The sequence below is a fragment of the Vibrio sp. TRT 21S02 genome (genome assembly GCF_050113675.1).
In the GTDB taxonomy this organism is placed as follows: Bacteria; Pseudomonadota; Gammaproteobacteria; order Enterobacterales; family Vibrionaceae; genus Vibrio.
In genome coordinates this window covers 1-23698 of the sequence record NZ_JBNJOI010000015.1, presented here as the reverse complement: position 1 = coordinate 23698, position 23698 = coordinate 1, and the positions used below count along the sequence as shown (strand labels likewise).

The following is a 23698-nucleotide window of genomic DNA, read 5'->3' as shown; positions in this document are numbered from 1 at the left end:
ATGTCGATTGAACTTGATCTTCAACTCGCAGTCGAACAGGAACAAGGGCTTCCTACAGAGCAAGACGTCCAGCGCTGGTTGACACAAACGATTACACAATTTCAGCCACAAGCTGAAGTAACTGTGCGTATAGTTGATGAACAAGAGAGTCATCAACTTAATCTAGATTACCGTGGCAAAGACAAACCAACCAATGTACTTTCTTTTCCGTTTGAAGCCCCTCCGGGTATGGAGTTAGATTTACTAGGCGATTTAATAATCTGTCGTCAAGTGGTTGAAAGAGAAGCCAAAGAACAAGATAAGCCAGTATTAGCCCACTGGGCGCATATGGTTGTACATGGCAGTCTGCATCTGCTAGGTTATGATCATATCGAGGACGATGAAGCTGAAGAAATGGAGTCCCTCGAAACTGAAATCATGCAAGGTATGGGATTTAAAGACCCATATTTCGCTGAGAAACAGTAGCTCTCCTCCGTTTTGCATTATATCGAGAGCTACTACGTGTGCTATCACACTTCTGATAGCGTTACATAATTGAGAAGCAATGAACGAAGAAAATTCGCAAAACTCTGAAGGTCCGAGTAGAAAGTCCTTCTTTGAACGCCTAGGTCAACTATTTCAAGGCGAACCTAAAGATCGCCAAGAGCTTGTGGATGTGATCCGAGACTCTGAAGTAAACGACCTAATTGACCATGACACCCGTGATATGTTGGAAGGGGTTATGGAAATCTCCGAAATGCGAGTTCGCGATATCATGATCCCACGCTCGCAAATGGTCACCGCAGAAAGAACAGATGATCTCGATGCACTTGTCGCACTTATCACCGATGCTCAGCACTCTCGCTACCCGGTAATAAGTGAAGATAAAGACCATGTGGAAGGCATTCTACTAGCGAAGGACTTACTTAAATACCTAGGTTCAGGCAGTGCTCCATTTGATATCGAGCAAGTCATCCGCCCAGCGGTAGTGGTTCCTGAGAGTAAAAGGGTTGACCGTTTGCTCAAAGAGTTCCGAGAAGAACGCTACCATATGGCGATTGTGGTTGATGAGTTTGGTGGTGTTTCAGGCTTAGTCACCATCGAAGACATTCTCGAGGAAATCGTTGGTGAAATCGAAGATGAATTTGATGAAGATGAAGATGCTGATATTCGTAAGCTAAGTAAGCATACGTATGCCGTAAAAGCACTGACAACCATTGAAGAGTTTAACGAAACCTTTAGTACTTCATTCAGCAATGAAGAAGTCGACACAGTTGGCGGCATGGTAATGACCGCATTTGGGCATCTGCCTTCTCGTGGTGAAGTGGTAGAAATAGAAAACTACAGCTTCAAGGTTGCCTCAGCTGATAACCGACGCGTACTTCAATTGCAAGTGACTATCCCCGATGAGGAGCCTCTTCCACAAACAGCTGAAGAGTAACCCCCTATTAGGGACATAATAAAAATAATGATGAAAAATAACTTAGTTCATCGCCTCAAGCGGCCCTTAGCGGCCGCTTTTGTTGGCGCTTTAACCACTTTAGCATTTGCCCCTTTTCAACTCTGGCCAATTGCACTTATTTCTCCCGCTTTGCTGCTTCTGTTACTGCATAAGCAATCTGCTAAACAAGCACTATGGATTGGTTATGCCTGGGGTATTGGCCAATTTGCTACCGGAGTCAGTTGGGTACACGTTAGTATCGATAATTTCGGTGGTATGCCAAAAATTGCCAGCGTTTTTTTAATGGCTCTGTTGATTGGCTACCTAGCCATTTATAGCGCCTTATTCAGCTGGACACTCAACCGATTTTTTCCATCCAACCACAAAACTCGCTTTTTCTTAGCTGCACCAGCACTTTGGTTAATCGCAGACTGGTTGCGCGGTTGGGTAATGACAGGTTTCCCTTGGCTTTGGCTCGGTTATAGCCAAATAGATAGCCCTCTTGCTAATTTTGCCCCTATTGGCGGTGTTGAACTTCTAACACTCTTTGTCATCATCATTAATGCTGCTCTGGCTTACACCATACTAAACAAGCAGTGGATTAACTTACTGATTCCCGCAGTGATCCTTGCTACGGGCTTTGGCTTAAGAGCCGTCAGTTGGGTTCAACCAAACCCTGAAAGCACCACCTCCATTGCGTTAATCCAAGGCAATATTGACCAAGCGAAAAAATGGTTACCGAGCGAACGCTGGCCAACCATCATGAAATACACGGATCTCACCCGAGAAAACTGGGATGCCGATGTCATCATTTGGCCAGAAGCCGCCATACCTGCTTTTGAATATGAGTTGTCAGCATACTTAAAGAACCTCGATTCAGCCGCCAAAATGAACGGTAGTACCGTTATTACTGGAGTCGTCAACCAAGGTGAAGATCGCAAGTTCTACAATAGCATTCTAACGCTTGGTCAAACGCCCTATGGGGATTACCAGTATGATATGAATCAACGCTACCACAAACATCACCTTCTCCCTTTTGGTGAATTTGTGCCGTTTGAGTCAATTTTGCGTCCAATTGCTCCGTTCTTTAATTTGCCTATGTCTTCATTCAGTAGCGGTGACTTTGTGCAACCTAACATCGTTGCAAGCGGACGCCATATGGCTCCTGCACTTTGTTATGAAATTATTTTTAATGAGCAACTGAGAAGAAATCTCACAGAAGATACCGATTTTATTCTGACGTTATCTAACGACGCATGGTTTGGCCGTTCAATTGGACCATTGCAACATATGGAAATTGCCAGAATGCGTGCACTTGAATTAGGAAAGCCAGTGATCCGCTCTACGAATAATGGTGTCACCGCAGTAACCGATTATCAAGGCCACGTAATTAAACAGGTTCCACAGTTTGAAACGGAAGTGCTTAGAGTTAACGTTGTCTCAACAGATGGTCAAACACCATATTACAGATACGGCACTTGGCCACTATATATCTGGGTAGTTCTGAGCCTACTGATAGGTTGGCGTTTAAGGAAGATAAGCTAAAAAAACCAAAAGGGTTGGTGATTAAACCAACCCTTTTCTTAATGCAACAAAGGCATATTCCTCTCTGATAATCTATCGGCACATCTGATTTAAGGTTTAAGAGCAACGCGGCTAAAGCCTTTATGACCACACTTGGTGCATGGAATGATCACGGTTGGATGATTATATTGTGTCTTGTGGCCACACTCATCACACACCAACGTCCCTAAGCCAATCACTTCTCCCGCTTCATACAAACCTTGATGTTCCAAATCTGAAAACAATTCAACCCACTCCACTTTGGTTCTGTCGGTGATCTCCAATAATCCTTGCCAGATAGAATCCGCAACCATCAAATAGAAAGGCCCACTTTTGGACTCTTCATAACTATCCGCAAACTCTTTCAAGTCTGATTTAACATAGGCGGAAATTAAAGACAGCTCGTCTTTCGTCATATCATTGGCCGCTTCCACAACCTTACCTGATGTTTCCAAAACATGGTTTACTTCATCCGGGCTGTGTTTTAGTGCTTCAACAACATCGTCAAAAACTTCCTCATAACCTGCTTTGCGTTTTGGCATACCCACCTCCATAACCTGATGTATTAGGATTTGATTATCTGGCTGAGCCTATTGTTGTGCTCCTCTCCTTTAGGTATTCTATGACGATCTATTAATGTCTGTTCTAACTGAACTCACAATTTCCAAGATAACCGGATATCATCGATGCAAGAGCAATACAACCCGCAAGATATTGAACAGAAAGTTCAACAGCACTGGGACAACAGCAAGACCTTTGCTGTAAGTGAAGACCCAAATAAAGAAAAATTCTACTGTCTATCCATGTTCCCATACCCAAGTGGTCGACTGCACATGGGTCACGTGCGCAACTACACCATCGGTGATGTGGTCTCTCGTTTCCAACGTCTACAAGGTAAAAATGTAATGCAACCAATTGGTTGGGATGCATTTGGCCTACCTGCCGAAAACGCAGCGGTAAAAAACAACACAGCACCTGCACCTTGGACATACGAAAACATCGAGTACATGAAAAACCAGCTAAAACTGCTTGGCTTTGGTTACGACTGGAACCGTGAGTTCGCAACATGTACGCCTGAATACTACCGCTGGGAACAAGAGTTCTTCACTAAGCTTTACAACAAAGGCCTAGTTTACAAGAAGACCTCTTCAGTTAACTGGTGTCCAAATGACCAAACTGTTCTAGCAAACGAGCAAGTTGAAGACGGCTGCTGCTGGCGTTGTGACACGCCTGTAGAGCAAAAAGAAATTCCACAGTGGTTCATTAAGATCACTGAATACGCTCAAGAGCTACTAGACGATCTAGATAACCTAGACGGTTGGCCTGAAATGGTTAAGACCATGCAGCGCAACTGGATCGGTCGCTCTGAAGGTGTTGAGCTTAAGTTCGAAGTTAAAGGTCAACAAGACCTAGAAGTTTACACAACACGTCCAGACACGCTAATGGGTGTGACTTACGTAGGTATCGCAGCAGGTCACCCTCTAGCAGCAGTAGCAGCAAAGAACAACCCAGAGCTTGCAGCGTTCATCGACGAGTGTAAGAACAACAAAGTAGCGGAAGCTGAGCTTGCGACAATGGAGAAGAAAGGTATGGCGACTGGCCTTACTGCTATTCACCCATTGAACGGTCGTGAAGTACCAGTATTTGTCGCTAACTTCGTACTGATGGACTACGGAACAGGCGCTGTAATGGCAGTACCTGCACACGATCAACGTGACTTTGAGTTTGCAACTAAGTACGGCCTAGACATCATCCCTGTGATCAAGCCAGCTGACGGCAGCGGGCTAAACGTTGCTGAAGAAGCATACACCGAGAAAGGTGTACTGTTCGATTCAGGTGAGTTCGATGGTCTTGAATTCCAAGCAGCGTTCGATGCAATCGCGGCGAAACTAGAAGCTGAAGGCAAAGGTACTAAGACAGTTAACTTCCGTCTACGTGACTGGGGTGTATCTCGTCAGCGTTACTGGGGTGCGCCAATCCCTATGGTAACGACTGAAGACGGTGAAGTTCACCCAGTACCAGCTGACCAACTACCAGTAATCCTTCCAGAAGACGTGGTAATGGATGGCGTTACTAGCCCAATCAAAGCAGATAAAGAATGGGCGAAGACAACATTCAACGGCGAACCTGCTCTACGTGAAACAGATACATTCGATACGTTCATGGAGTCTTCTTGGTACTACGCTCGTTACTGTTCACCACAAGCTGATGACATCCTAGATCCAGAAAAAGCAAACTACTGGCTACCAGTAGACCAGTACATCGGTGGTATCGAGCACGCTTGTATGCACCTACTGTACTCTCGCTTCTTCCACAAACTGCTGCGTGATGCAGGCTACGTAACGTCTGACGAACCGTTCAAGCGGCTTCTGTGTCAAGGCATGGTTCTGGCGGATGCATTCTACTTCGAGAACGACAAAGGCGGTAAAGAGTGGGTTGCACCAACTGACGTTGCTGTAGAGCGTGACGGTAAAGGCCGCATCACTTCTGCAAAAGACAACGAAGGCCGTGACGTAACACACTCAGGCATGATCAAAATGTCTAAGTCGAAGAACAACGGTATCGACCCACAAGAGATGGTAGATAAGTACGGTGCTGACACAGTACGTCTATTCATGATGTTTGCATCTCCAGCAGACATGACACTTGAGTGGCAAGAGTCTGGCGTTGAAGGTGCAAACCGCTTCCTGAAACGTGTTTGGAAATTAGTCAACGAGCACGCATCAAAAGGCGCGGCAGAAGCTGTTGATACTTCAGCACTATCTGGCGACCAAAAAGCACTTCGCCGTGACGTTCACAAGACTATCGCGAAAGTGACTGACGATATCGCTCGCCGTCAAACGTTCAACACTGCAATTGCTGCAATCATGGAACTGATGAACAAGCTAGCGAAAGCGCCTCAGGACTCTGCGCAAGATCGCGCGATCCTTGATGAAGCGCTAAAAGCAGTTGTTGCAATGCTTTACCCAATCACTCCGCATATCTCTTACGAACTGTGGACTGTACTAGGTGAGTCAGATATCGACAACGCAGTATGGCCAACATTCGACGAGAAAGCGCTTGTTGAAGACGAGAAAACAATCGTAGTTCAAGTTAACGGTAAGCTACGTGCGAAACTAACAGTACCTGCTGATATCTCTAAAGAAGATATCGAAGCACTCGGTCTAAACGATGAAAACGTTACCAAATTCACAGAAGATAAAACCATCCGTAAAGTGATTTACGTACCGGGCAAACTTCTGAATATCGTAGCGAACTAATCGTTACATGTTTGGTCTTAAGCAGGGCCTATGCCCTGCTTTACTTATCTTATGATTTTATGGCTGCGATAGAGCCATAAGATAAGTATTTCGAAAACAGAGAGTCCTCAGACAATGCGTTTATTTTCTATTTCTTCCCTTAAACTTGCTAGCGTAGTACTTGCAGCAAGTATGCTAACGGCATGTGGTTTCCATTTACGCGGGGACTACTCTATTCCGGAAGAGCTCGATAATTTGTCTGTTACCAGTTATGACCAATACAGTGATTTTACACGTATGGTCAAAGCTCAACTGCGCATTAACGATATCAACATTGTGCCACCATCTTCGAATACGCCGAGCTTACACCTATTAGGTGAAGGCGTGGGTGAACGCACACTATCTCTTTATCAAAATACACGAGCGGCGGAGAAAGAGCTGACATTCCGAGCATCTTACCGAGTTACTATTCCAGAACTAGGAACAAAAACCTTCTCAACCAGCGTTACCCGTAGCTATCTAGATAACCCATTAACTGCATTAGCGAAATCGGTAGAACGTGACATGATCGAAGACGAGATGCGTAAGCTGGCTGCGACTCAGATCATTCGTCAAATGGCGCGCTTAAAAGCAGATATTACGGCAAACGAAATGCAGCAAGCAGAACTGGAACAGCAACAAATTCAAGGCGCAGAAGAACAATACCGCATCAAAACCGTTGAGGGAGAGCTTCCGCAAGTCTCGAATCCTCAAGCAGTCAGCTCAGAGACGGCAAACGGCCAGTAATTAGAGGTATCAATGCGAGTTTACGCTGACCGTCTGAATGAACAACTTGCCAAACAGTTACACGGTGTTTACCTGCTGTTTGGCAATGAGCCATTGCTGATACAAGAGTCTCGTCAGGCTATTCAACAACAAGCTTTAAGCCAAGGTTTCGAAGAAAGACACCGATTTGGTATTGATGCTAGCTTTGATTGGAATGAGGTTTACGATTGCTGCCAAGCGTTAAGCTTATTCTCTTCTCGGCAGTTAATCGAACTGGAGTTGCCAGAGTCTGGTGTTAATACTGCCATCGCCAAAGAACTTGTTAATCTGGCAGATGTGCTGCATGACGATATCCTCTTTGTGTTAATTGGTACTAAATTGACCAAAGCACAAGAAAACAGCAAATGGTTTAAAGCGCTGAGTGCTAAAGGGTCTTGGGTAAGCTGTTTAACCCCCGAATTACACCGCCTGCCCCAATTTGTACAGGCACGTTGCCGAGCCTTAAACCTGCAACCAGATAACGAAGCCGTACAAATGTTAGCGCAATGGCATGAGGGTAACCTATTTGCCTTATCCCAAAGCTTAGAAAAACTCGCCTTACTGTATCCCGATGGTCAATTAACACTAGTTCGTCTTGAAGAATCGTTAAGCCGCCATAACCACTACACACCTTTTCATTGGAGTGATGCATTATTGGCCGGCAAAGCAAAGCGTTCACAACGAATACTGCGCCAACTGGAAGCGGAAGGTACGGAAGATGTCATACTCATTCGTACCATACAAAAAGAGCTGCTCCTTCTTATTCAGATGAAGCAACAGAGTCAGCAAAGCTCTCTTGCTCAGATCTTTGAAAGTCACCGGATCTGGCAATCCAAACGGCCTTTATATTCTGCTGCATTAAATCGCTTAAACTTGAAGAAATTACAAACACTTATTCACTTGCTTACACAAATCGAGCTACAGGCGAAAACACAATATGAGCAAAGCAGTTGGCCACAACTACACCAACTCAGCCTTGAACTCTGTATGCCTGAAGTGCAATTACATTAATGCATGCTATACTGCGCCGCCCTAAATAAACCGAATAGAGGAACTCACCTTGCTACGTGAAGAATTAAATGACTTTTTGGCAGACAAAGTAGACGATATGAAAGCCCAAGATATTGTTACTCTCGATGTTCAGGGAAAATCCAGCATCACTGATTACATGATTGTCTGTACAGGAACATCTAAACGCCACGTTGCCTCCATTGCGGATCATGTAGCCAGAGAAGCGAAAGGCGCGGGTATGGCACCACTTGCGATCGATGGTGAAACTGAAGGTGAATGGGTTGTCGTTGATATGGGGACAACCATAGTACATGTGATGCAAGAAGAGCATCGTGAAATGTACCAGCTCGAGAAACTGTGGAGCTAAGTGATGAAAATCCAGCTTATCGCGGTTGGCACGAAAATGCCGAAATGGGTCGAAGAAGGATTCCAAGAGTATCGCCGCCGCTTTCCTCACGACATGCCCCTTGAGCTGATTGAAATCACCGCGGGGAAACGCGGAAAAAACGCTGATATTGCAAGAATATTGCAAAAAGAAGGCGAAGCGATGTTGGCAGCGGTGCCAAAAGGCAACCGAATTGTTACTCTCGATATCCCAGGTCGCAAATGGGATACCCCTCAATTAGCGCAACAACTGGAGTCATGGAAATTAGATGGCCGAGATGTTTCGATTTTAATTGGCGGACCGGAAGGCTTGGCCCCCGAATGTAAAGCTGCAGCTGATCAAAGCTGGTCGCTTTCCCCATTAACATTGCCTCACCCACTGGTTCGTATTGTGATGGCAGAAAGCTTGTACCGTGCGTGGAGCATCACTGCTAACCACCCGTACCATCGAGAATAAACGTAGATGTTAAGAAAGCGTAGCCAAATAAGGGACTACCAAGAAGAAGCACGACTGTTTCGCAGTCGTGCTGTTGTCGCTTTCCTCGGTATTATTGCCATGATGGGCGTACTGATTGCTAACCTGTACAACATTCAAATCAATCAGTATCAAGATTATAAAACTCGCTCTAACGACAACCGAATTAAAGTCGTACCATTGGCCCCTAACCGCGGTCTGATCTATGACCGAAACGGCGTGTTGCTTGCGGAAAACCGCCCAGTATTTAGCTTGGAAATCATCCCAGAAAAAATCAAAAACATGGATGAAACCATTACCGAGCTACAGAAAATATTAGAAATCACTCCGGAGCAAGTTGAACGCTTTCAAAAAGAGCGTCGTCAAACTCGTCGATTCAAATCAGTTCCGATTTTAACTCAGCTCACACAAGAGCAAGTTGCTAAGTTTTCCGTTAATCAACACCGCTTTACCGGTGTTTCTGTTGGCGCAGCCTTAAAGCGCTACTACCCATATGGTGAAGTGCTGACTCACGTGATTGGTTACGTATCAAGAATTAATGATCGTGACATGCAGCGACTGATCCGTGAAGAAAAAGACGCGAACTACCAAGCGACTCGTGATATCGGCAAACTTGGTATTGAACGTTATTACGAAGATCTACTACACGGCACTGCAGGCTATCAAGAAGTCGAAGTCAACAGCCGTGGGCGCATTATCCGCACACTAAAATATGTCCCACCGATCCCGGGCAAAGATATTGTGCTTAATTTAGACATCGAGTTGCAGCTTTATGTCCATAAATTGCTTGATAACCGCAGAGGCAGCGCCGTTGTTCTCGATCCAAAAGACAATGGTGTATTGGCGATGGTATCAAGCCCAAGCTATGATCCAAACGCCTTCGTTCATGGTATTTCTGGCAAGGCATACAGCGCTCTTCTTAATAACAAAGACCGTCCCCTAGTTAACCGCGCAACATTAGGAATATACCCACCAGCATCCACGATTAAACCTTTTATGGCTGTTGCTGCATTGCAAGAAGGCGTGATCACACCCTACACCACTCGAAATGATCCCGGTTACTGGAAGATACCAAATTCGAAAACCAAACCATTCCGAGACTGGCTCCGCTGGGGGCACGGTAAAGTGAATATCACGAAATCCATCGAAGAATCCGTTGATACCTTCTTCTATCAAGTCGCTTATGACATGGGGATTGACCGCATCTCTCGCTGGATGATGATGTTTGGTTTTGGTGACTACACCGGCATTGATATCTTTGAAGAAAGCAAAGCTAATATGCCAACCCGAGAGTGGAAAATGGCGCGCCACCGCGTTCCTTGGTATCAAGGTGATACTATTCCAGTTGGTATCGGTCAAGGTTATTGGACTGCAACGCCAATGCAAATCGCCAAAGCGACCTCAGTTTTAGTCAACCGAGGTGAAGTGGTTGCTCCTCACTTGTTGCGTGCAACGATCAAAAATGGCGAGTTATTTGAAAAGCAGCAACTGTCTGACGTTGAAACCTATCCACCAATCACCGGCGTACCCGAACGCTACTGGGATATTGCTATTGATGGGATGCGCTTAGTTAACCACGGTAAAAAAGGCACTGCACGGCGCTCATTTAAAGATACGAAGTACGTCAGTGGCGGCAAATCGGGAACGGCACAGGTCTTTGGCCTAGGTGAAGATGAGGAATACAATGCCGACGAACTCGCAGAACACCTACGCGATCATGCACTGTTCACTGGCTTTGCCCCGCTAAAAGATCCGAAGTTGGTAGTGACCATCGTACTTGAAAACGCTGGTGGTGGTTCTAGTCATGGTGCCCCAGTGGTAAGAAAAGTGTTCGATCACTATTTATTAGATGAATCGACAGAACAACAAGAGGCGAGCAAATAATGGACTTCGATCCAGCAACTGGCCAGAATCGCGCTCTGTTTGAGCGCTTTCATATTGATTTACCGATGCTACTTGGCATTTTGGTGTTAATGGGGTTTGGCTTAATGGTCATGTATAGTGCCAGTGGTCAAAACTTCGCAATGATGGATAGACAAGCATTACGCATGGGAATGGCGCTTGGCGTCATGGTCATTCTGGCGCAAGTTCCCCCAAGAACGTATGAAACGCTTGCACCGCTCATGTTCTTCGCAGGGGTACTCTTATTACTGGGCGTGCTCTTTTTTGGTGAAGCCTCAAAAGGTGCTCAACGCTGGCTCAATCTTGGTTTTGTACGATTCCAACCCTCAGAGTTACTCAAACTTGCCGTGCCTTTAATGGTCGCTCGTTTTATTGGTAAGCGTTCACTTCCTCCCACATTTCAAACTTTAGTGATCTCGCTAGTATTGGTCTTTGTACCCACTATTTTGATCGCAAAACAACCTGACTTAGGTACCTCAATCCTGATTGCAGCGTCTGGTATCTTTGTTATTTTTCTTGCAGGTATCAGCTGGAAAATCATCTTCAGTGCCGCGTGTGCTCTCGGAGCATTTTTGCCAATCCTATGGTTCTTCCTCATGCGCGAATATCAGAAAGTTCGTGTTCGAACCCTGTTTAACCCTGAGTCCGATCCTCTCGGAGCTGGATACCATATCATTCAAAGTAAAATCGCTATTGGATCTGGGGGGATTTCAGGTAAAGGCTGGATGCAAGGAACTCAGTCACAGCTCGAATTCCTTCCAGAGCGCCATACTGACTTTATTTTCGCGGTCATCGCAGAAGAATGGGGACTCATTGGTATCTTACTGCTACTTAGCCTGTACCTGTTTATTATTGGTCGCGGTCTCTATTTGGCGAGCAAAGCCCAAACTGCATTTGGCCGAATGATGGCTGGCAGTATTGTATTAAGCTTTTTCGTCTACGTATTTGTAAATATCGGCATGGTGAGTGGGATTTTACCTGTTGTTGGCGTACCGCTACCATTAATCAGTTATGGTGGCACTTCAATGGTCACCTTGATGGCTGGCTTTGGCATCTTGATGTCGATTCACACTCACCGAAAAGCGTTTTCAAAGGCAACTTAATTCATGAACGTAAAACACTTCATCCTAGCTTCTTTTATTACTGGTATTTTGGCTGGATGTTCCTCCACACCGGAGGAAAAAGAGACTGAAAAAAGCACCACTGTAACTCAGCCTTCTGAGCCTAAAAGCCGCTATAAACTGGCTCAAGACGTTGCCCCTGAAAAACCGATTTCCGTCGAACACATTGAAGAGGTATCACCACAGTTTGAACCTTATAGTCGTGGCGGAAACAAAAACTACACCTTGCGAGGCTCACATTACAAAATAGTCTCTGATGCAAAAGGCTACAAAGAGCGTGGTAAAGCGTCTTGGTATGGTAAAAAGTTTCATGGCCACCTCACGTCAAACGGCGAAATTTACGACATGTACTCGATGACTGCTGCGCATAAAACGCTGCCGTTACCAAGCTTTGTAAAGGTGACAAATTTAGATAACGGCAAAAGCACAGTGGTTCGTGTTAACGACCGTGGCCCATTCCATCCCGGTCGTATCATAGACTTGAGCTATGCTGCCGCCACTAAGCTTGATGTACTAAAGACGGGAACTGCCAACGTTGAAATTGAGGTGATTACCGTCAATAAGCCCACCGCGGCACACAAAAAGAAAGCCATTCCTAAATATGTTATTCAGGTAGTTTCTTCACAATATGAAGACCGTGTGCGAACTTTAGCGCAAAATCTTGGTCAGAAGCTATCTGTGCAAAGCTACGTCAACAGCAATAAAAAAGCTCACCGAGTGTTCTTAGGGCCATTTGATGACTATATGCTGACGCAAAAGACGTTAGAACAGGTTAAAGTTCTGGGTTACTCCAGCGCATTTATTAAAACGCAGTAGTCCTCAATCCAGTGTGGGAGTACTCCCCTACTGGTTTGAGCGATTGTTTCTGTTAAGATATGGGCAGTTAACGAAAAACTTGTATTCAACATGAAAAAAACAACGCTTCTTAAAAATATTTTCGCGTCCTCTATCGCTATTTCTGCGACGTTCGCTTCATCCGCATTCGCTTCCCCGACCGTTGTGCCAGATCCTCCACAGATCGCAGCGAAAGGCTATGTGCTAATCGACTACCATTCAGGGAAAATTCTTGCTGAAAAGGAAGCAAATACTAAGCTTTCTCCTGCAAGTTTGACCAAAATGATGACCAGTTACGTCATTGGCCAAGAGCTTGCTCGCGGCAACATTACTTCTGAAGATGACGTTACTATCAGCCGTAACGCTTGGGCGAAGAACTTCCCTGACTCTTCAAAAATGTTTGTGGAAGTGGGAACAACAGTAAAAGTCAAAGATCTTAACCGCGGCATCATCATCCAATCAGGTAACGATGCTTGTGTAGCGATGGCTGAACACATCGCAGGTTCTGAAGATGCGTTTGTTGATCTCATGAATGCGTGGGCAGATACCATTGGTATGACAAACACGCATTTTGCCAACGTACATGGTTTAGATAACCCAAACCTATACTCAACTCCATACGATATGGCGAAGCTGGGTGCGGCACTCATCCGCGATGTTCCTGAAGAGTACCGTATCTATTCCGAGAAGAAGTTTACCTACAACGGCATTACTCAATACAACCGTAACGGCTTGCTTTGGGATAAGAGCATGAACGTTGATGGTATCAAAACCGGTCACACTAGCAACGCTGGTTACAGCTTAGTTAGCTCAGCAACTGAAGGCCAAATGCGTCTTGTTGCTGTCGTGATGGGTACGAAGAGTGCAAACGCTCGTAAATCGGAAAGTAAAAAGCTTCTGAGCTACGGTTTCCGCTTCTTCGAAACCGTTGCACCACACAAAGCAGGTCAAACCTTTGTGGATGAAAAAATCTGGATGGGTGACAAAGACACTGTTGCGCTAGGTTTAGATCAGGACACTTACGTTACCTTGCCTCGTGGTCAAGCGAAAAAATTGAAAGCGAGCTTCGTACTTGAGAAAGAACTAGAAGCTCCGCTGAAGAAAGGCGATGTAGTTGGTAAGCTATACTATCAATTAGACGGTGAAGACGTAGCAGAATACCCACTACTTGCACTGGAAGATGTTAAAGAAGGCAGCCTATTTAGCCGCCTATGGGATTACATCAAGCTTCTATTCAAAAGCTTCTTTTAATTCTGAACCCTCTCTTTCAAAAAGCCGCGTATTATGCGGCTTTTTTTACTTCTAGCGCAAAGAGCCTGCTCTTGAGATCCAACTCGATAGGCAGTACTATTCCGCGCTGCTAAACAGATTTTCCAACTTGGAGTTTTCAATATGCTGACTATTAACTCAGATGCAAAGCTTAAAGACCTGCTTGAGTTCCCTTGTTCGTTTACCTACAAGGTAATGGGTTATGCAAAACCTGAGCTACCAGAGAAAGTGCTTGAAGTAATTCAACGCCATGCACCTGGTGATTACAGCCCTACAGTGAAACCAAGTGCAAAAGGGAATTACCACTCGGTATCAATTAACATTACCGCAACGTCAATCGAGCAAGTAGAAACCCTTTACAAAGAACTGGGTGAGATCGATATCGTTCGTATGGTTCTATAAAAAATTTAATTATTAAAATTTTTTTGAAAGCAGCGAAAGCTGCTTTCTTTTTATTTATCAAACAGATAAAAAACACTTGTGAACTGAAGGGTTAAAAATGTGTTACCCGTATATAGTTCATTATCACGAAGCAGTTTATAATCTGAAAACTTTATTAAGCGACGTAGAGATAAAGAATGCCAAACCAGCTTGTTGTCAAAAGGTTAGGAAGACAAGATTACCTACCTGTTTGGCAAGCGATGCACGACTTTACTGACCATCGTACAGAAGAAACCAGCGATGAAGTCTGGCTTGTAGAACACAACCCAGTTTTCACTCAAGGCCAGGCCGGTAAAGCTGAGCACCTATTAAATACCGGAGATATCCCGGTGGTTCAGAGTGATCGTGGTGGCCAAGTCACATACCATGGTCCTGGCCAGTTAGTTGCCTACTTTTTGATTAATCTCCGTCGTAAAAAACTTGGAGTAAGGGATCTGGTTACTCATATTGAAAACCTAGTGATCAATACTCTGAAAACGTACAACATCGACTCAGCAGCACGCCCTGATGCACCCGGTGTCTATGTCGATGGTAAAAAAATCTGTTCTCTTGGGTTAAGGATCCGTAAAGGCTGTTCTTTCCACGGACTCGCCTTGAATGTAAATATGGATCTCTCCCCTTTTCTGCGTATAAACCCTTGCGGCTACGCAGGAATGGAAATGGTTCAAGTCAGCCAACTTGGCGGCCCTGATAGCGTAGATATCGTAGAACAACAATTAATCAAAGAACTCGTTGCACTACTTAGCTACGAGCATATTGAATACAGCACTGAAGCACCTGTTGTAGGTAAAGAAGCATGAGCAAACCAATCCAAATGGAAAAAGGCGTTAAATATCGTGACGCTGATAAAATGGCACTAATTCCCGTAAAGAATATGCCAACAGAGCAAAAAGAAGTCCTGCGCAAACCTGACTGGATGAAAATCAAGTTGCCAGCAGATAGCCAGCGTATTCAAGACATCAAATCCGCCATGCGTAAGAACCAACTGCATTCGGTTTGTGAGGAAGCATCTTGCCCTAACCTTGCTGAGTGTTTTAACCACGGGACGGCTACTTTCATGATCCTTGGCGCGATCTGTACTCGCCGTTGCCCGTTCTGTGACGTTGCCCATGGTCGTCCGCTTCCTGTTGAAGCTGAAGAACCGAAAAAGCTAGCGAAAACCATCGCAGACATGAAACTTAAGTATGTAGTCATCACTTCCGTTGACCGTGATGACTTACGTGATGGCGGTGCAGAGCACTTCGCTAACTGTAACCGCGAAATCCGCGAACTCAATCCTCACATCAAGATTGAAACTTTGGTTCCTGACTTCCGTGGTCGTATGGACGTGGCACTTGATCTAATGAAAGATAACCCGCCAGATGTTTTCAACCACAACCTAGAAACAGCACCTCGTCTGTACCGGAAAGCTCGCCCAGGTGCGAACTACAAGTGGTCGCTACAATTGCTGCAAAAATTCAAAGAACAGCATCCAAATGTACCGACTAAGTCAGGTCTGATGATGGGTCTTGGTGAAACAAAAGAAGAAATCGTCGAAGTACTGAAAGATCTTCGTGCACATGGCGTAACCATGCTGACCCTAGGCCAATACCTCGCACCAAGCCGTCACCATTTACCAGTAGAACGCTACGTTCCACCTTCTGAATTCGATGAGCTGAAAGACATTGCATTAGAACTTGGTTTCACCCACGCAGCATGTGGACCATTTGTCCGTTCTTCTTACCATGCTGATATGCAAGCACAAGGTATCGAAGTGAAGTAATCTGCTTAATATCGTAACTAAAAGGGCTGATCTTTGATTAGCCCTTTTGTTTTAAGTGAAACACTTGCTTGGATGAGCCGGATTTTATAGGCTAACGGTTATATGCAGGTATCCGTTCAGGATGAATGCTGACAATTAAGGAATAATAATATGAAAAAACTCGCTTTTCTGGCTATTGCCACTGCAGCGTTAATGGCAGGGTGTTCTTCAAATACACAGCAAGGCAACTATCGCGAAGCCTCTTTTGAACTGTGTAATACGGAAGTGAATATCTACTCTGTTAGCGATGATGGTCGTGTGCGCATCGTATGTGCTGACGGCTCTAAATTTGCTCTGACTACAGAAAAGACGCTAGAGATCATGCGTGATATCAACATTGATTACTGCGATGGTGAGGGCCTAGGCAAGTTCAACGAAAGCCGCAAATACTACCAATTCCAGTGTAAGTCAGGCACGCTCCTCAGCATTTCAAAGTAAGCTCAATACCACAATAAAAAGGTTGATGTGAAAACATCAACCTTTTTGTTTTACTAGGCTAGATTCGAATAAAAAGAAAGCTCCATCAAATGATGGAGCTTTTAACAATTTTCAAAGTAGATGAGTGAATTTCAAGAAGAATACACGGAGTTTGCGTGAGCAAATGAGTATATTCGACGCCGAAGTTCGCTTCACTCTACCAAGATAAATTATGCGTAAACTGGTAGACGTTTACAGATCTCAAGCACTTTTGCTTTCGTTGCTTCAATAACTTCCTCGTTGCCGATGTTATCTAGCACGTCACACATCCAGTTTGCTAGTGCCTTTGCATCTTCTTCAGTGAAGCCACGGCGCGTGATTGCTGGTGTACCAACACGGATACCAGAAGTAACAAACGGGCTACGTGGATCATTTGGTACAGAGTTTTTGTTTACTGTAATGTTTGCTGCACCTAGTGCTGCGTCAGCATCTTTACCTGTAATATCTTTGTCGATTAAGTCAACAAGGAACAAGTGGTTCTCAGTACCGTTAGAAACGATTTTATAACCGCGCTCTTGGAATTGACCAACCATTGCTTTCGCATTTTTCACTACGCGTGCTTGGTACGCTTTGAATTCAGGCTCCATTGCTTCTTTGAACGCCACAGCTTTACCTGCGATAACGTGCATTAGCGGACCACCTTGGCCACCAGGAAATACCGCTGAGTTCAGTTTCTTGTACATCTCTTCGCCAGCATTAGACAGGATCAGGCCACCACGTGGTCCCGCTAGCGTTTTGTGCGTTGTGGTTGTCACAATATGAGCATGTGGAACTGGTGTTGGGTATTCACCAGCCGCAATCAAACCCGCTACGTGTGCCATGTCGACAAACAGGTAAGCGCCCGCTTTGTCTGCGATTTCGCGCATGCGAGCCCAATCGACGATTTGAGAGTAAGCAGAGAAACCACCGATGATCATTTTAGGCTTGTGCTCAAGCGCTAATGCTTCCATCTCGTCGTAGTTGATTTGGCCAGCTTCATCGATGCCGTAAGGAATAACATTGTAGTGCTTACCTGAGAAGTTCACTGGAGAACCATGAGTCAAGTGACCACCGTGCGCTAGGCTCATACCTAACACGGTATCGCCAGGATTTAGCAACGCCATGTAAACTGCGCTATTTGCTTGAGAACCTGAGTGTGGCTGTACGTTAGCGTATTCACAGCCAAACAATTTACATGCGCGGTCAATTGCAAGAGCTTCTGCTTTATCAACGTACTCACAACCACCGTAGTAACGCTTGCCTGGGTAACCTTCAGCGTATTTGTTGGTTAGCTGAGAACCTTGCGCTTCCATTACACGTGGGCTTGTGTAGTTTTCAGAAGCGATAAGTTCGATGTGTTCTTCCTGGCGAAGAGTTTCTTCTTGGATTGCTGCGAACAGTTCCGCATCGTAATCTGCGATGTTCATATCACGCTTAAGCATCTGTATCTCCTGACTCAGATTTGTACTGAAAGTTGCAAAAAAACTGGCTTATGACCCATTAATCTACGCAAAAACACCCGCGCAAACGTTTGCATCAAGCTAATGACGCGCATTCTACATAATTTGATCTAGGTCATAAAGAGAAAATTGCACATTTCTCTATGCAGTTTCTTCATATTAAACAACAAGGGCTTTCATGATGACACTTTTGTTTGTGGAAAGCAGGCGCCACTGGTGTCAACTTCATCCTTTACACCCTGTAAATCGATAATTACATAGGTTTACCTTAATTTGACCTCTCAAGCTACCGAAAATGTCATCTTTTCCCTACTATGCAGGCAATTATTGATTAGTTTATTTTTATTTGATGGAAAAGCACTCAAGAAAAGAAGATTGGATCGCAATACTGACAGGGACATTTTTGGTCGCACAAGGTGTTTTTTTCCTGCAATCCGCAGAGCTGTTGACTGGAGGTACCGCAGGATTGGCGCTTTTGGTCAGTCAATCCGGCGTTTTATCATTTGGTTTACTCTATTTTCTCATTAACAGCCCATTCTATTTACTCGCGTGGAAACGCTTTGGTGCACGTTTTGCCTTCAATAGCGCGATTTCTGGTGCATTAGTTTCCATTTTTGCCGATCACCTTTATTTAGTGATCAAACTGGAAACTGTCAACGAGATCTACTGTGCACTCGCCGGTGGCCTACTAATGGGACTGGGAATGCTGATCTTATTTCGCCACCGCTCAAGCCTTGGTGGATTCAATGTACTCTGTCTATTCATACAAGACAAAACGGGGATTTCTGTCGGAAAATCTCAGCTTGTTATTGATTGCTGCATCTTAGCCGCTTCGTTCTTCTTTGTTTCCCCTATGATTATTGGATTATCGGTATTGGGTGCCATCTTGCTCAACCTCGTATTAGCCATGAACCACAAGCCAACTCGCTACACGGTCAACTACGGCTAACACCAAATAACTCGATGTAAAAAGCCCGCTTGAAAGCGGGCTTTATTATTTGTGGTTTAGTGTGAAATTCGCGCTTTCACATCATGACTTAGCTCTTCATTCAACTCAGCTTCAACATGGCCTGGTGAACGAGTACCTGATGAAATCAAACGATACATCGCAGGTATCACAAACAAAGTCACCAAGGTAGCAAAGCCCATCCCAAAGAAAATCACCGTACCTACCGCGACGCGACTCTCGTAGCCTGCCCCAGTTGAGAGGATTAGCGGAATCGAACCTGCAAGCGTTGTAAACGCCGTCATCAGAATTGGACGCAAGCGACGTGCAGAAGCATTTACAATTGCGGTTTCAAACTCAAATCCTCGGTCACGCAGCTGGTTGGCAAACTCGACAATAAGGATGCCATTTTTAGTGACCATACCAATCAACATGATCATACCGATTTGGCTATAGATGTTGAGGCCTTGGCTCATCACAAATAACCCTAAGAAGCCACCAAATACCCCCATCGGAACAGTGAACATCACCACTAATGGGTTCACAAAACTCTCAAATTGCGCCGCGAGCACTAAGTATGCCACCAGTAAAGCTAAAGCAAACACAACCGCAACACTTGATTGATTTTCTTTAAAATCCTTCGATTCACCAGAGTAACTCACCGAAATATCCCCCGGCAGCAACTCGATCGCTTGTTCATCTAAGTAGTCTAAAGCCTCACCAAGGGTGTAACCATCCGACAAGTTTGCGGTTACGGTGATCGACTTCTGTTTATTGTAGTGCGAGAGACGAATCGATGAGGCGACTTCCTCAATTTTAGTTACAGCATCCAGCGTGACCAGTTCTCCCGAAGTGGTGCGCATGTAGATCTGGCTCAAATCCGCCGCATTATTGAAATGGTTTTCATCCCCACGCAGATAAACATCGTATTCTTCACCACGTTCCACATACGTGGTTTCACTCTTACCGCCGAGCATGATCTCTAGCGTATCCGAAATATCGGCAACGCTGATGCCAAGCTCTGCAGCGCGCTGCTTGTCGACAGAAACAACCAGTTCTGGTGTTTTTTCAGAATAGTTGATGTCTGCACCTTCCATATAAGGGGAAGCTTCAGCCAGAGTTTCGAGTTTCTCCGCCCAAGTTTTCAGTTCATCGTAATCTGAGCCACCGAGAACAAACTGAACCGGCTCGCTTGAACCACCACGGAATCCGGGCATAAATGGGAAGACACGAACATCAGGTATGCCAGCTAGCGCCTTACGCACCTCACCTAAAGCTTGCTGTGCTGTTACATCGCGTTCATTCCAGTCATCTAGGATCATGATGACAAATCCGGTCTGGTCTCCCGCATTACCACCAAAAGCAGGTGACTGAATACTGAATGACTTAAGGAAACCCTGCCCTAATAGCGGCATTAAGCGATCTTCAACAATATCCATGTTTGCTGACATTCGATTGTAACTGGTGGCGTCGGCCCCACGAACAAAGGCAAAAATCACACCGCGGTCTTCTGAAGGGGTTAACTGAGCCGGAACCTGTTGCATCAGCCCGTAACTACCACCAATACAAGCTAAAATGATCAACGGCGCTAACCACTTGGCACGCAGCGCCAACTTCAATACCTGACGATAACCCGTTTCAAGCTTAGAAAAGAGTTTATCGACAAACTGATTAAAGCGGTTTGGCTTTACATTCGCTTTTAGAATTTTACTGCCCAGTACAGGGGTTAATGTCAGTGCGATCAACGATGAGAAAATCACTGACATCGCCAGCAACACAGAGAACTCCGTAAATAGCAGCCCAACCATGCCATCCATAAACGAGATAGGTAGAAACACCATCACCAAAACAAGTGTGGTTGCGATAACCGCAAAACCGACTTCACGAGCGCCTTTATAAGCGGCTAACAATGGCTTTTCGCCTTGTTCGATGTGGTGGAAAATATTCTCGACTACAACAATGGCATCATCAACCACTAAGCCAATCGATAGAATCAGCGCCATCAAGGTGATCAGGTTGATAGAAAAACCAAAGTAGTAAGCGGCAATGAATGAAGAAATCAAAGAAACAGGCACCGTTACTGCCGGGATCAACGTTGCTCGTGCTTGGCCAATGAAAATATACAGAACCAGAATCACCAAACCACCAGTAATAAATAAGGTGCTGTAGACTTCTGCAATCGACCGCTCAATAAACACGGTTGAGTCATAATCGATGGCGAGGCGCGTTCCCTCAGGTAGGAACTTCTGAATTTTATCCACTTCAGCATGAACCAGAGACGCAACCTCAAGTGGATTTGCATCTGATTGCGGTACGACGCCCAAGCTTACATTAACGACACCATCACTCTTAAAGGTCGAGTTTTCGTTTTTTGCACCGATGTAGACATCAGCGACATCCTTTAAATAGATTGGCGAACCATCACTGGCACGTTTCACCACTAAATAATCAAAATCTCCTGGTTGATTGTAGCTACGAGCTGTACGAACAGACATCACGATTTGGTCGTTACGCACTTCACCGCCTGGGCTTTCAATATTTTCGTTGCGTAGTGCTGAAGTAATATCAGATGCCGTCACGCCCCGCCCTGCCATTAACTCTGGCTTCAACTTAACGTACATGACTTTGTATAGACCACCAGAAATATCAACCGAGCTCACCCCAGTTAATAAACTGAACCTGTCCATCAATACACGCTCAGCGTAGTCGGTTAGCTGCGTTCGATCCATCTCGGAGGAGCTAAGGTTGATATAGAGCGAGGCCTCACCTGAGCCATTATTTTTATAGACGATGGGATCGTCCGCTTCATCAGGCAAGGAGCGCTGAGCACGTGCAACCGCATCACGCACATCACTAACCCCGGTGTTTAAATCATACCCAAGTTCGAAAGTGATCATAATTCGCGACATGCTATTACGCGTCGTGGAGGTGATCTCATCAATGCCACTGATGCCAGAAAGCTGTTCTTCCAGAACCGAAGTGATCTGACTTTCAATAATGGTCGCCGACGCCCCTTGATAACGCGTACTGATCGAAACGACAGGATTTTCAATATCTGGCATTTCACGTACAGCCAGTTTGGTGAACGAGACAAAACCAAACACACACAGCAGCAAGCTCAATACGACTGCGGCGACAGGTCGTTTGACGGATACGTCAGATAACCACATCAGTTGACCCCTTCTTGTTCAGAACCTTTGGACTGCACAGGGCGACCGTCTTTGCCTAACTCAGTGACTTTCGCGCCATCACGCATATTAACGATTCCCTGCACGACAATTTTGTCACCAATTTCCAGACCTTGGTTGATCACCACTTGGTTATCGATACGGGCACCAAGAAGCACTTCGCTGCGCTTGGCGACCCCTTCAGCATTAACAACATAGACATAACGCTTAGTCCCGGAGTACTCGAGAGCTTGAACCGGAATAATTGGCGCTTCAATGGGAGGAAAAGCTAAGGTTGATGAGACTAACATTCCCGGTTTTAGCAGCCCCTCATCATTAGGGAAATGGATTCGTACGCGCAGGTTAAGCGTCTCACGATTGATGCGTGAATCGACACCCACAATTTTTCCCATAAAAATCTGCTCACCCCAAGCGCTGCTGGTAGCGACAACAGCCATGCCTTTTGAAAGCATCGACAAATAACGCTCAGGGACTTGTAGGTCAAGCTGCATCACCGAAAGATCATCCAGTGTGAGCAAATCTGAGCCAACGCTGACTAAAGTGCCGCGACTGAAATCAATGAAACCGACTGTGCCCGAAAACGGTGCTCTGATATGGAGATCGTTCAAATTTGCGTTTGCCGCATCCAATCGCGCTTGTGCAATCGCAACACTCGCTTTTTGCGCATCGATTTCCGTTTGCGTAATTGCGTTGCGTTTCACTAAGCGCTGAAACTCTTTCAGCTTACGCTGCTCATCACTGAGATAGGCTTTCGCTTCAGCCACTGCTGCCTTTGCTTTATCGTCATCTAATTGAATTAAAAGCTGCCCTTTTTGCACGTCTTGGTTTGCTTTGACTGCAATTTTTTCCACTTTACCTGCAACTTCCGGAGCAATCATGACGGATTGCTCTGCTTCCAGCTTCCCAACCAAAGTCAAAGATTGAGAAACCTGATGAGTTTGCACTTGTTCAGTGACGACAGTAATAGCGGTATTTCCACCCGGTCTTGCCGCATAAGCACTTGGTGCCACGGAAAAAAGAGAGAAAAGCAGTACACCTAATGTAAAAGTCTGTTTCATAATGATTATCTGGCATGAAATACTATTCGTATTGTATTCGCTAATTGGTCTAAATAACGTCAAGGAATGTAAAGACCGAGCAATAAACTGTAAGTGTAATTAGCAATTCGACAATATAAAATGGTTACTTCCTGACATCTTTGTCCAAAAAGGCAGCATTTGATTCAAAATGCCAAGAAAACGCTTTACAGCGGAGACGAGTTTGCTATGATGCGCTCCGCACTTGATTGATGTGTTGGGAAAACATTGATTAAGTATAAAAATACCCTGGAGGGGTTCCCGAGTGGCCAAAGGGAGCAGACTGTAAATCTGCCGGCACTGCCTTC

Annotated in this window: 21 protein-coding genes; 17 read left to right on the top strand and 4 right to left on the bottom strand. The window is 45.2% G+C overall.

What is annotated here, in order from left to right:
* From ybeY to lnt, 3 genes are all read left to right on the top strand, one after another.
* Window positions 1-465, top strand: coding sequence for an rRNA maturation RNase YbeY (gene ybeY, locus ACQEXU_RS17110; RefSeq protein ID WP_367988404.1), 465 nt, complete (start codon window positions 1-3; stop codon window positions 463-465).
* Between the two features lie 79 nt (window positions 466-544).
* Window positions 545-1420 (top strand): CNNM family magnesium/cobalt transport protein CorC, encoded by an 876-nt coding sequence (gene corC, locus ACQEXU_RS17105; protein WP_367988403.1) that lies wholly within the window; start codon window positions 545-547, stop codon window positions 1418-1420.
* 30 nt (window positions 1421-1450) lie between these two features.
* Window positions 1451-2965 (top strand): apolipoprotein N-acyltransferase, encoded by a 1515-nt coding sequence (lnt, locus tag ACQEXU_RS17100; protein ID WP_427011745.1) that lies wholly within the window; start codon window positions 1451-1453, stop codon window positions 2963-2965.
* A gap of 89 nt (window positions 2966-3054) precedes the next feature.
* Here the strand turns inward: lnt and ACQEXU_RS17095 are convergent, their stop codons facing one another.
* The gene (locus ACQEXU_RS17095) at window positions 3055-3525 is read right to left on the bottom strand and encodes a zinc ribbon-containing protein (protein WP_427011714.1); all 471 of its coding nucleotides are present in this window, start codon (window positions 3523-3525) and stop codon (window positions 3055-3057) included.
* Between the two features lie 144 nt (window positions 3526-3669).
* On the opposite strand from ACQEXU_RS17095, the gene leuS reads away from it, so the two are divergent.
* The 13 genes from leuS (at window position 3670) to ACQEXU_RS17030 (ending at window position 16702) form a co-directional block, all read left to right on the top strand.
* Window positions 3670-6243 carry a leucine--tRNA ligase gene (leuS, locus tag ACQEXU_RS17090; RefSeq protein WP_427011713.1) on the top strand — a complete coding sequence of 858 codons (2574 nt, stop codon included), beginning with the start codon at window positions 3670-3672 and terminating at the stop codon, window positions 6241-6243.
* Window positions 6244-6357: 114 nt separating this feature from the next.
* Window positions 6358-7008, top strand: coding sequence for an LPS assembly lipoprotein LptE (lptE, locus tag ACQEXU_RS17085; protein ID WP_367988400.1), 651 nt, complete (start codon window positions 6358-6360; stop codon window positions 7006-7008).
* A 12-nt stretch (window positions 7009-7020) separates the two neighbouring features.
* Window positions 7021-8037 carry a DNA polymerase III subunit delta gene (gene holA, locus ACQEXU_RS17080; RefSeq protein WP_427011712.1) on the top strand — a complete coding sequence of 339 codons (1017 nt, stop codon included), beginning with the start codon at window positions 7021-7023 and terminating at the stop codon, window positions 8035-8037.
* 49 nt (window positions 8038-8086) lie between these two features.
* The gene (gene rsfS, locus ACQEXU_RS17075; RefSeq protein ID WP_367988398.1) at window positions 8087-8404 is read left to right on the top strand and encodes a ribosome silencing factor; all 318 of its coding nucleotides are present in this window, start codon (window positions 8087-8089) and stop codon (window positions 8402-8404) included.
* A 3-nt stretch (window positions 8405-8407) separates the two neighbouring features.
* On the top strand, window positions 8408-8878 hold the full coding sequence (rlmH, locus tag ACQEXU_RS17070; RefSeq protein WP_427011711.1) for a 23S rRNA (pseudouridine(1915)-N(3))-methyltransferase RlmH: 471 nt from the start codon (window positions 8408-8410) through the stop codon (window positions 8876-8878).
* Between the two features lie 6 nt (window positions 8879-8884).
* Complete coding sequence (gene mrdA, locus ACQEXU_RS17065; RefSeq protein ID WP_427011710.1) at window positions 8885-10780, top strand: penicillin-binding protein 2; 1896 nt, start codon at window positions 8885-8887, stop codon at window positions 10778-10780.
* Window positions 10780-11901: a rod shape-determining protein RodA gene (rodA, locus tag ACQEXU_RS17060; RefSeq protein WP_367988395.1), complete on the top strand. Its 1122-nt coding sequence runs from the start codon at window positions 10780-10782 to the stop codon at window positions 11899-11901. The genes mrdA and rodA overlap by 1 nt, the downstream gene beginning before the upstream one ends.
* Window positions 11902-11904: 3 nt before the next feature.
* Window positions 11905-12735 (top strand): septal ring lytic transglycosylase RlpA family protein, encoded by an 831-nt coding sequence (locus ACQEXU_RS17055; RefSeq protein ID WP_367988394.1) that lies wholly within the window; start codon window positions 11905-11907, stop codon window positions 12733-12735.
* Window positions 12736-12825: 90 nt separating this feature from the next.
* The gene (locus ACQEXU_RS17050) at window positions 12826-14004 is read left to right on the top strand and encodes a serine hydrolase (RefSeq protein ID WP_427011709.1); all 1179 of its coding nucleotides are present in this window, start codon (window positions 12826-12828) and stop codon (window positions 14002-14004) included.
* 141 nt (window positions 14005-14145) lie between these two features.
* Window positions 14146-14424 carry a DUF493 family protein YbeD gene (gene ybeD / locus ACQEXU_RS17045; protein WP_367988392.1) on the top strand — a complete coding sequence of 93 codons (279 nt, stop codon included), beginning with the start codon at window positions 14146-14148 and terminating at the stop codon, window positions 14422-14424.
* Between the two features lie 176 nt (window positions 14425-14600).
* A complete protein-coding gene (gene lipB, locus ACQEXU_RS17040) occupies window positions 14601-15263 on the top strand; it encodes a lipoyl(octanoyl) transferase LipB (protein WP_427011708.1) in 663 nt (220 codons plus the stop codon).
* Complete coding sequence (gene lipA / locus ACQEXU_RS17035) at window positions 15260-16225, top strand: lipoyl synthase (RefSeq protein ID WP_367988390.1); 966 nt, start codon at window positions 15260-15262, stop codon at window positions 16223-16225. Before lipB ends, lipA begins: the two co-directional genes overlap by 4 nt.
* A gap of 150 nt (window positions 16226-16375) precedes the next feature.
* Complete coding sequence (locus tag ACQEXU_RS17030) at window positions 16376-16702, top strand: hypothetical protein (protein WP_427011707.1); 327 nt, start codon at window positions 16376-16378, stop codon at window positions 16700-16702.
* Between the two features lie 209 nt (window positions 16703-16911).
* Here the strand turns inward: ACQEXU_RS17030 and glyA are convergent, their stop codons facing one another.
* Complete coding sequence (glyA, locus tag ACQEXU_RS17025) at window positions 16912-18162, bottom strand: serine hydroxymethyltransferase (RefSeq protein WP_367988388.1); 1251 nt, start codon at window positions 18160-18162, stop codon at window positions 16912-16914.
* A 367-nt stretch (window positions 18163-18529) separates the two neighbouring features.
* On the opposite strand from glyA, the gene ACQEXU_RS17020 reads away from it, so the two are divergent.
* Window positions 18530-19129: a YitT family protein gene (locus tag ACQEXU_RS17020; RefSeq protein ID WP_367988387.1), complete on the top strand. Its 600-nt coding sequence runs from the start codon at window positions 18530-18532 to the stop codon at window positions 19127-19129.
* A 56-nt stretch (window positions 19130-19185) separates the two neighbouring features.
* Here ACQEXU_RS17020 and vexH read toward each other — a convergent pair whose 3' ends face one another.
* A complete protein-coding gene (gene vexH / locus ACQEXU_RS17015; protein WP_427011706.1) occupies window positions 19186-22296 on the bottom strand; it encodes a vibriobactin export RND transporter permease subunit VexH in 3111 nt (1036 codons plus the stop codon).
* The gene (locus tag ACQEXU_RS17010) at window positions 22296-23372 is read right to left on the bottom strand and encodes an efflux RND transporter periplasmic adaptor subunit (protein ID WP_427011705.1); all 1077 of its coding nucleotides are present in this window, start codon (window positions 23370-23372) and stop codon (window positions 22296-22298) included. Before ACQEXU_RS17010 ends, vexH begins: the two co-directional genes overlap by 1 nt.
* Between the last annotated feature and the right edge of the window lie 326 nt (window positions 23373-23698).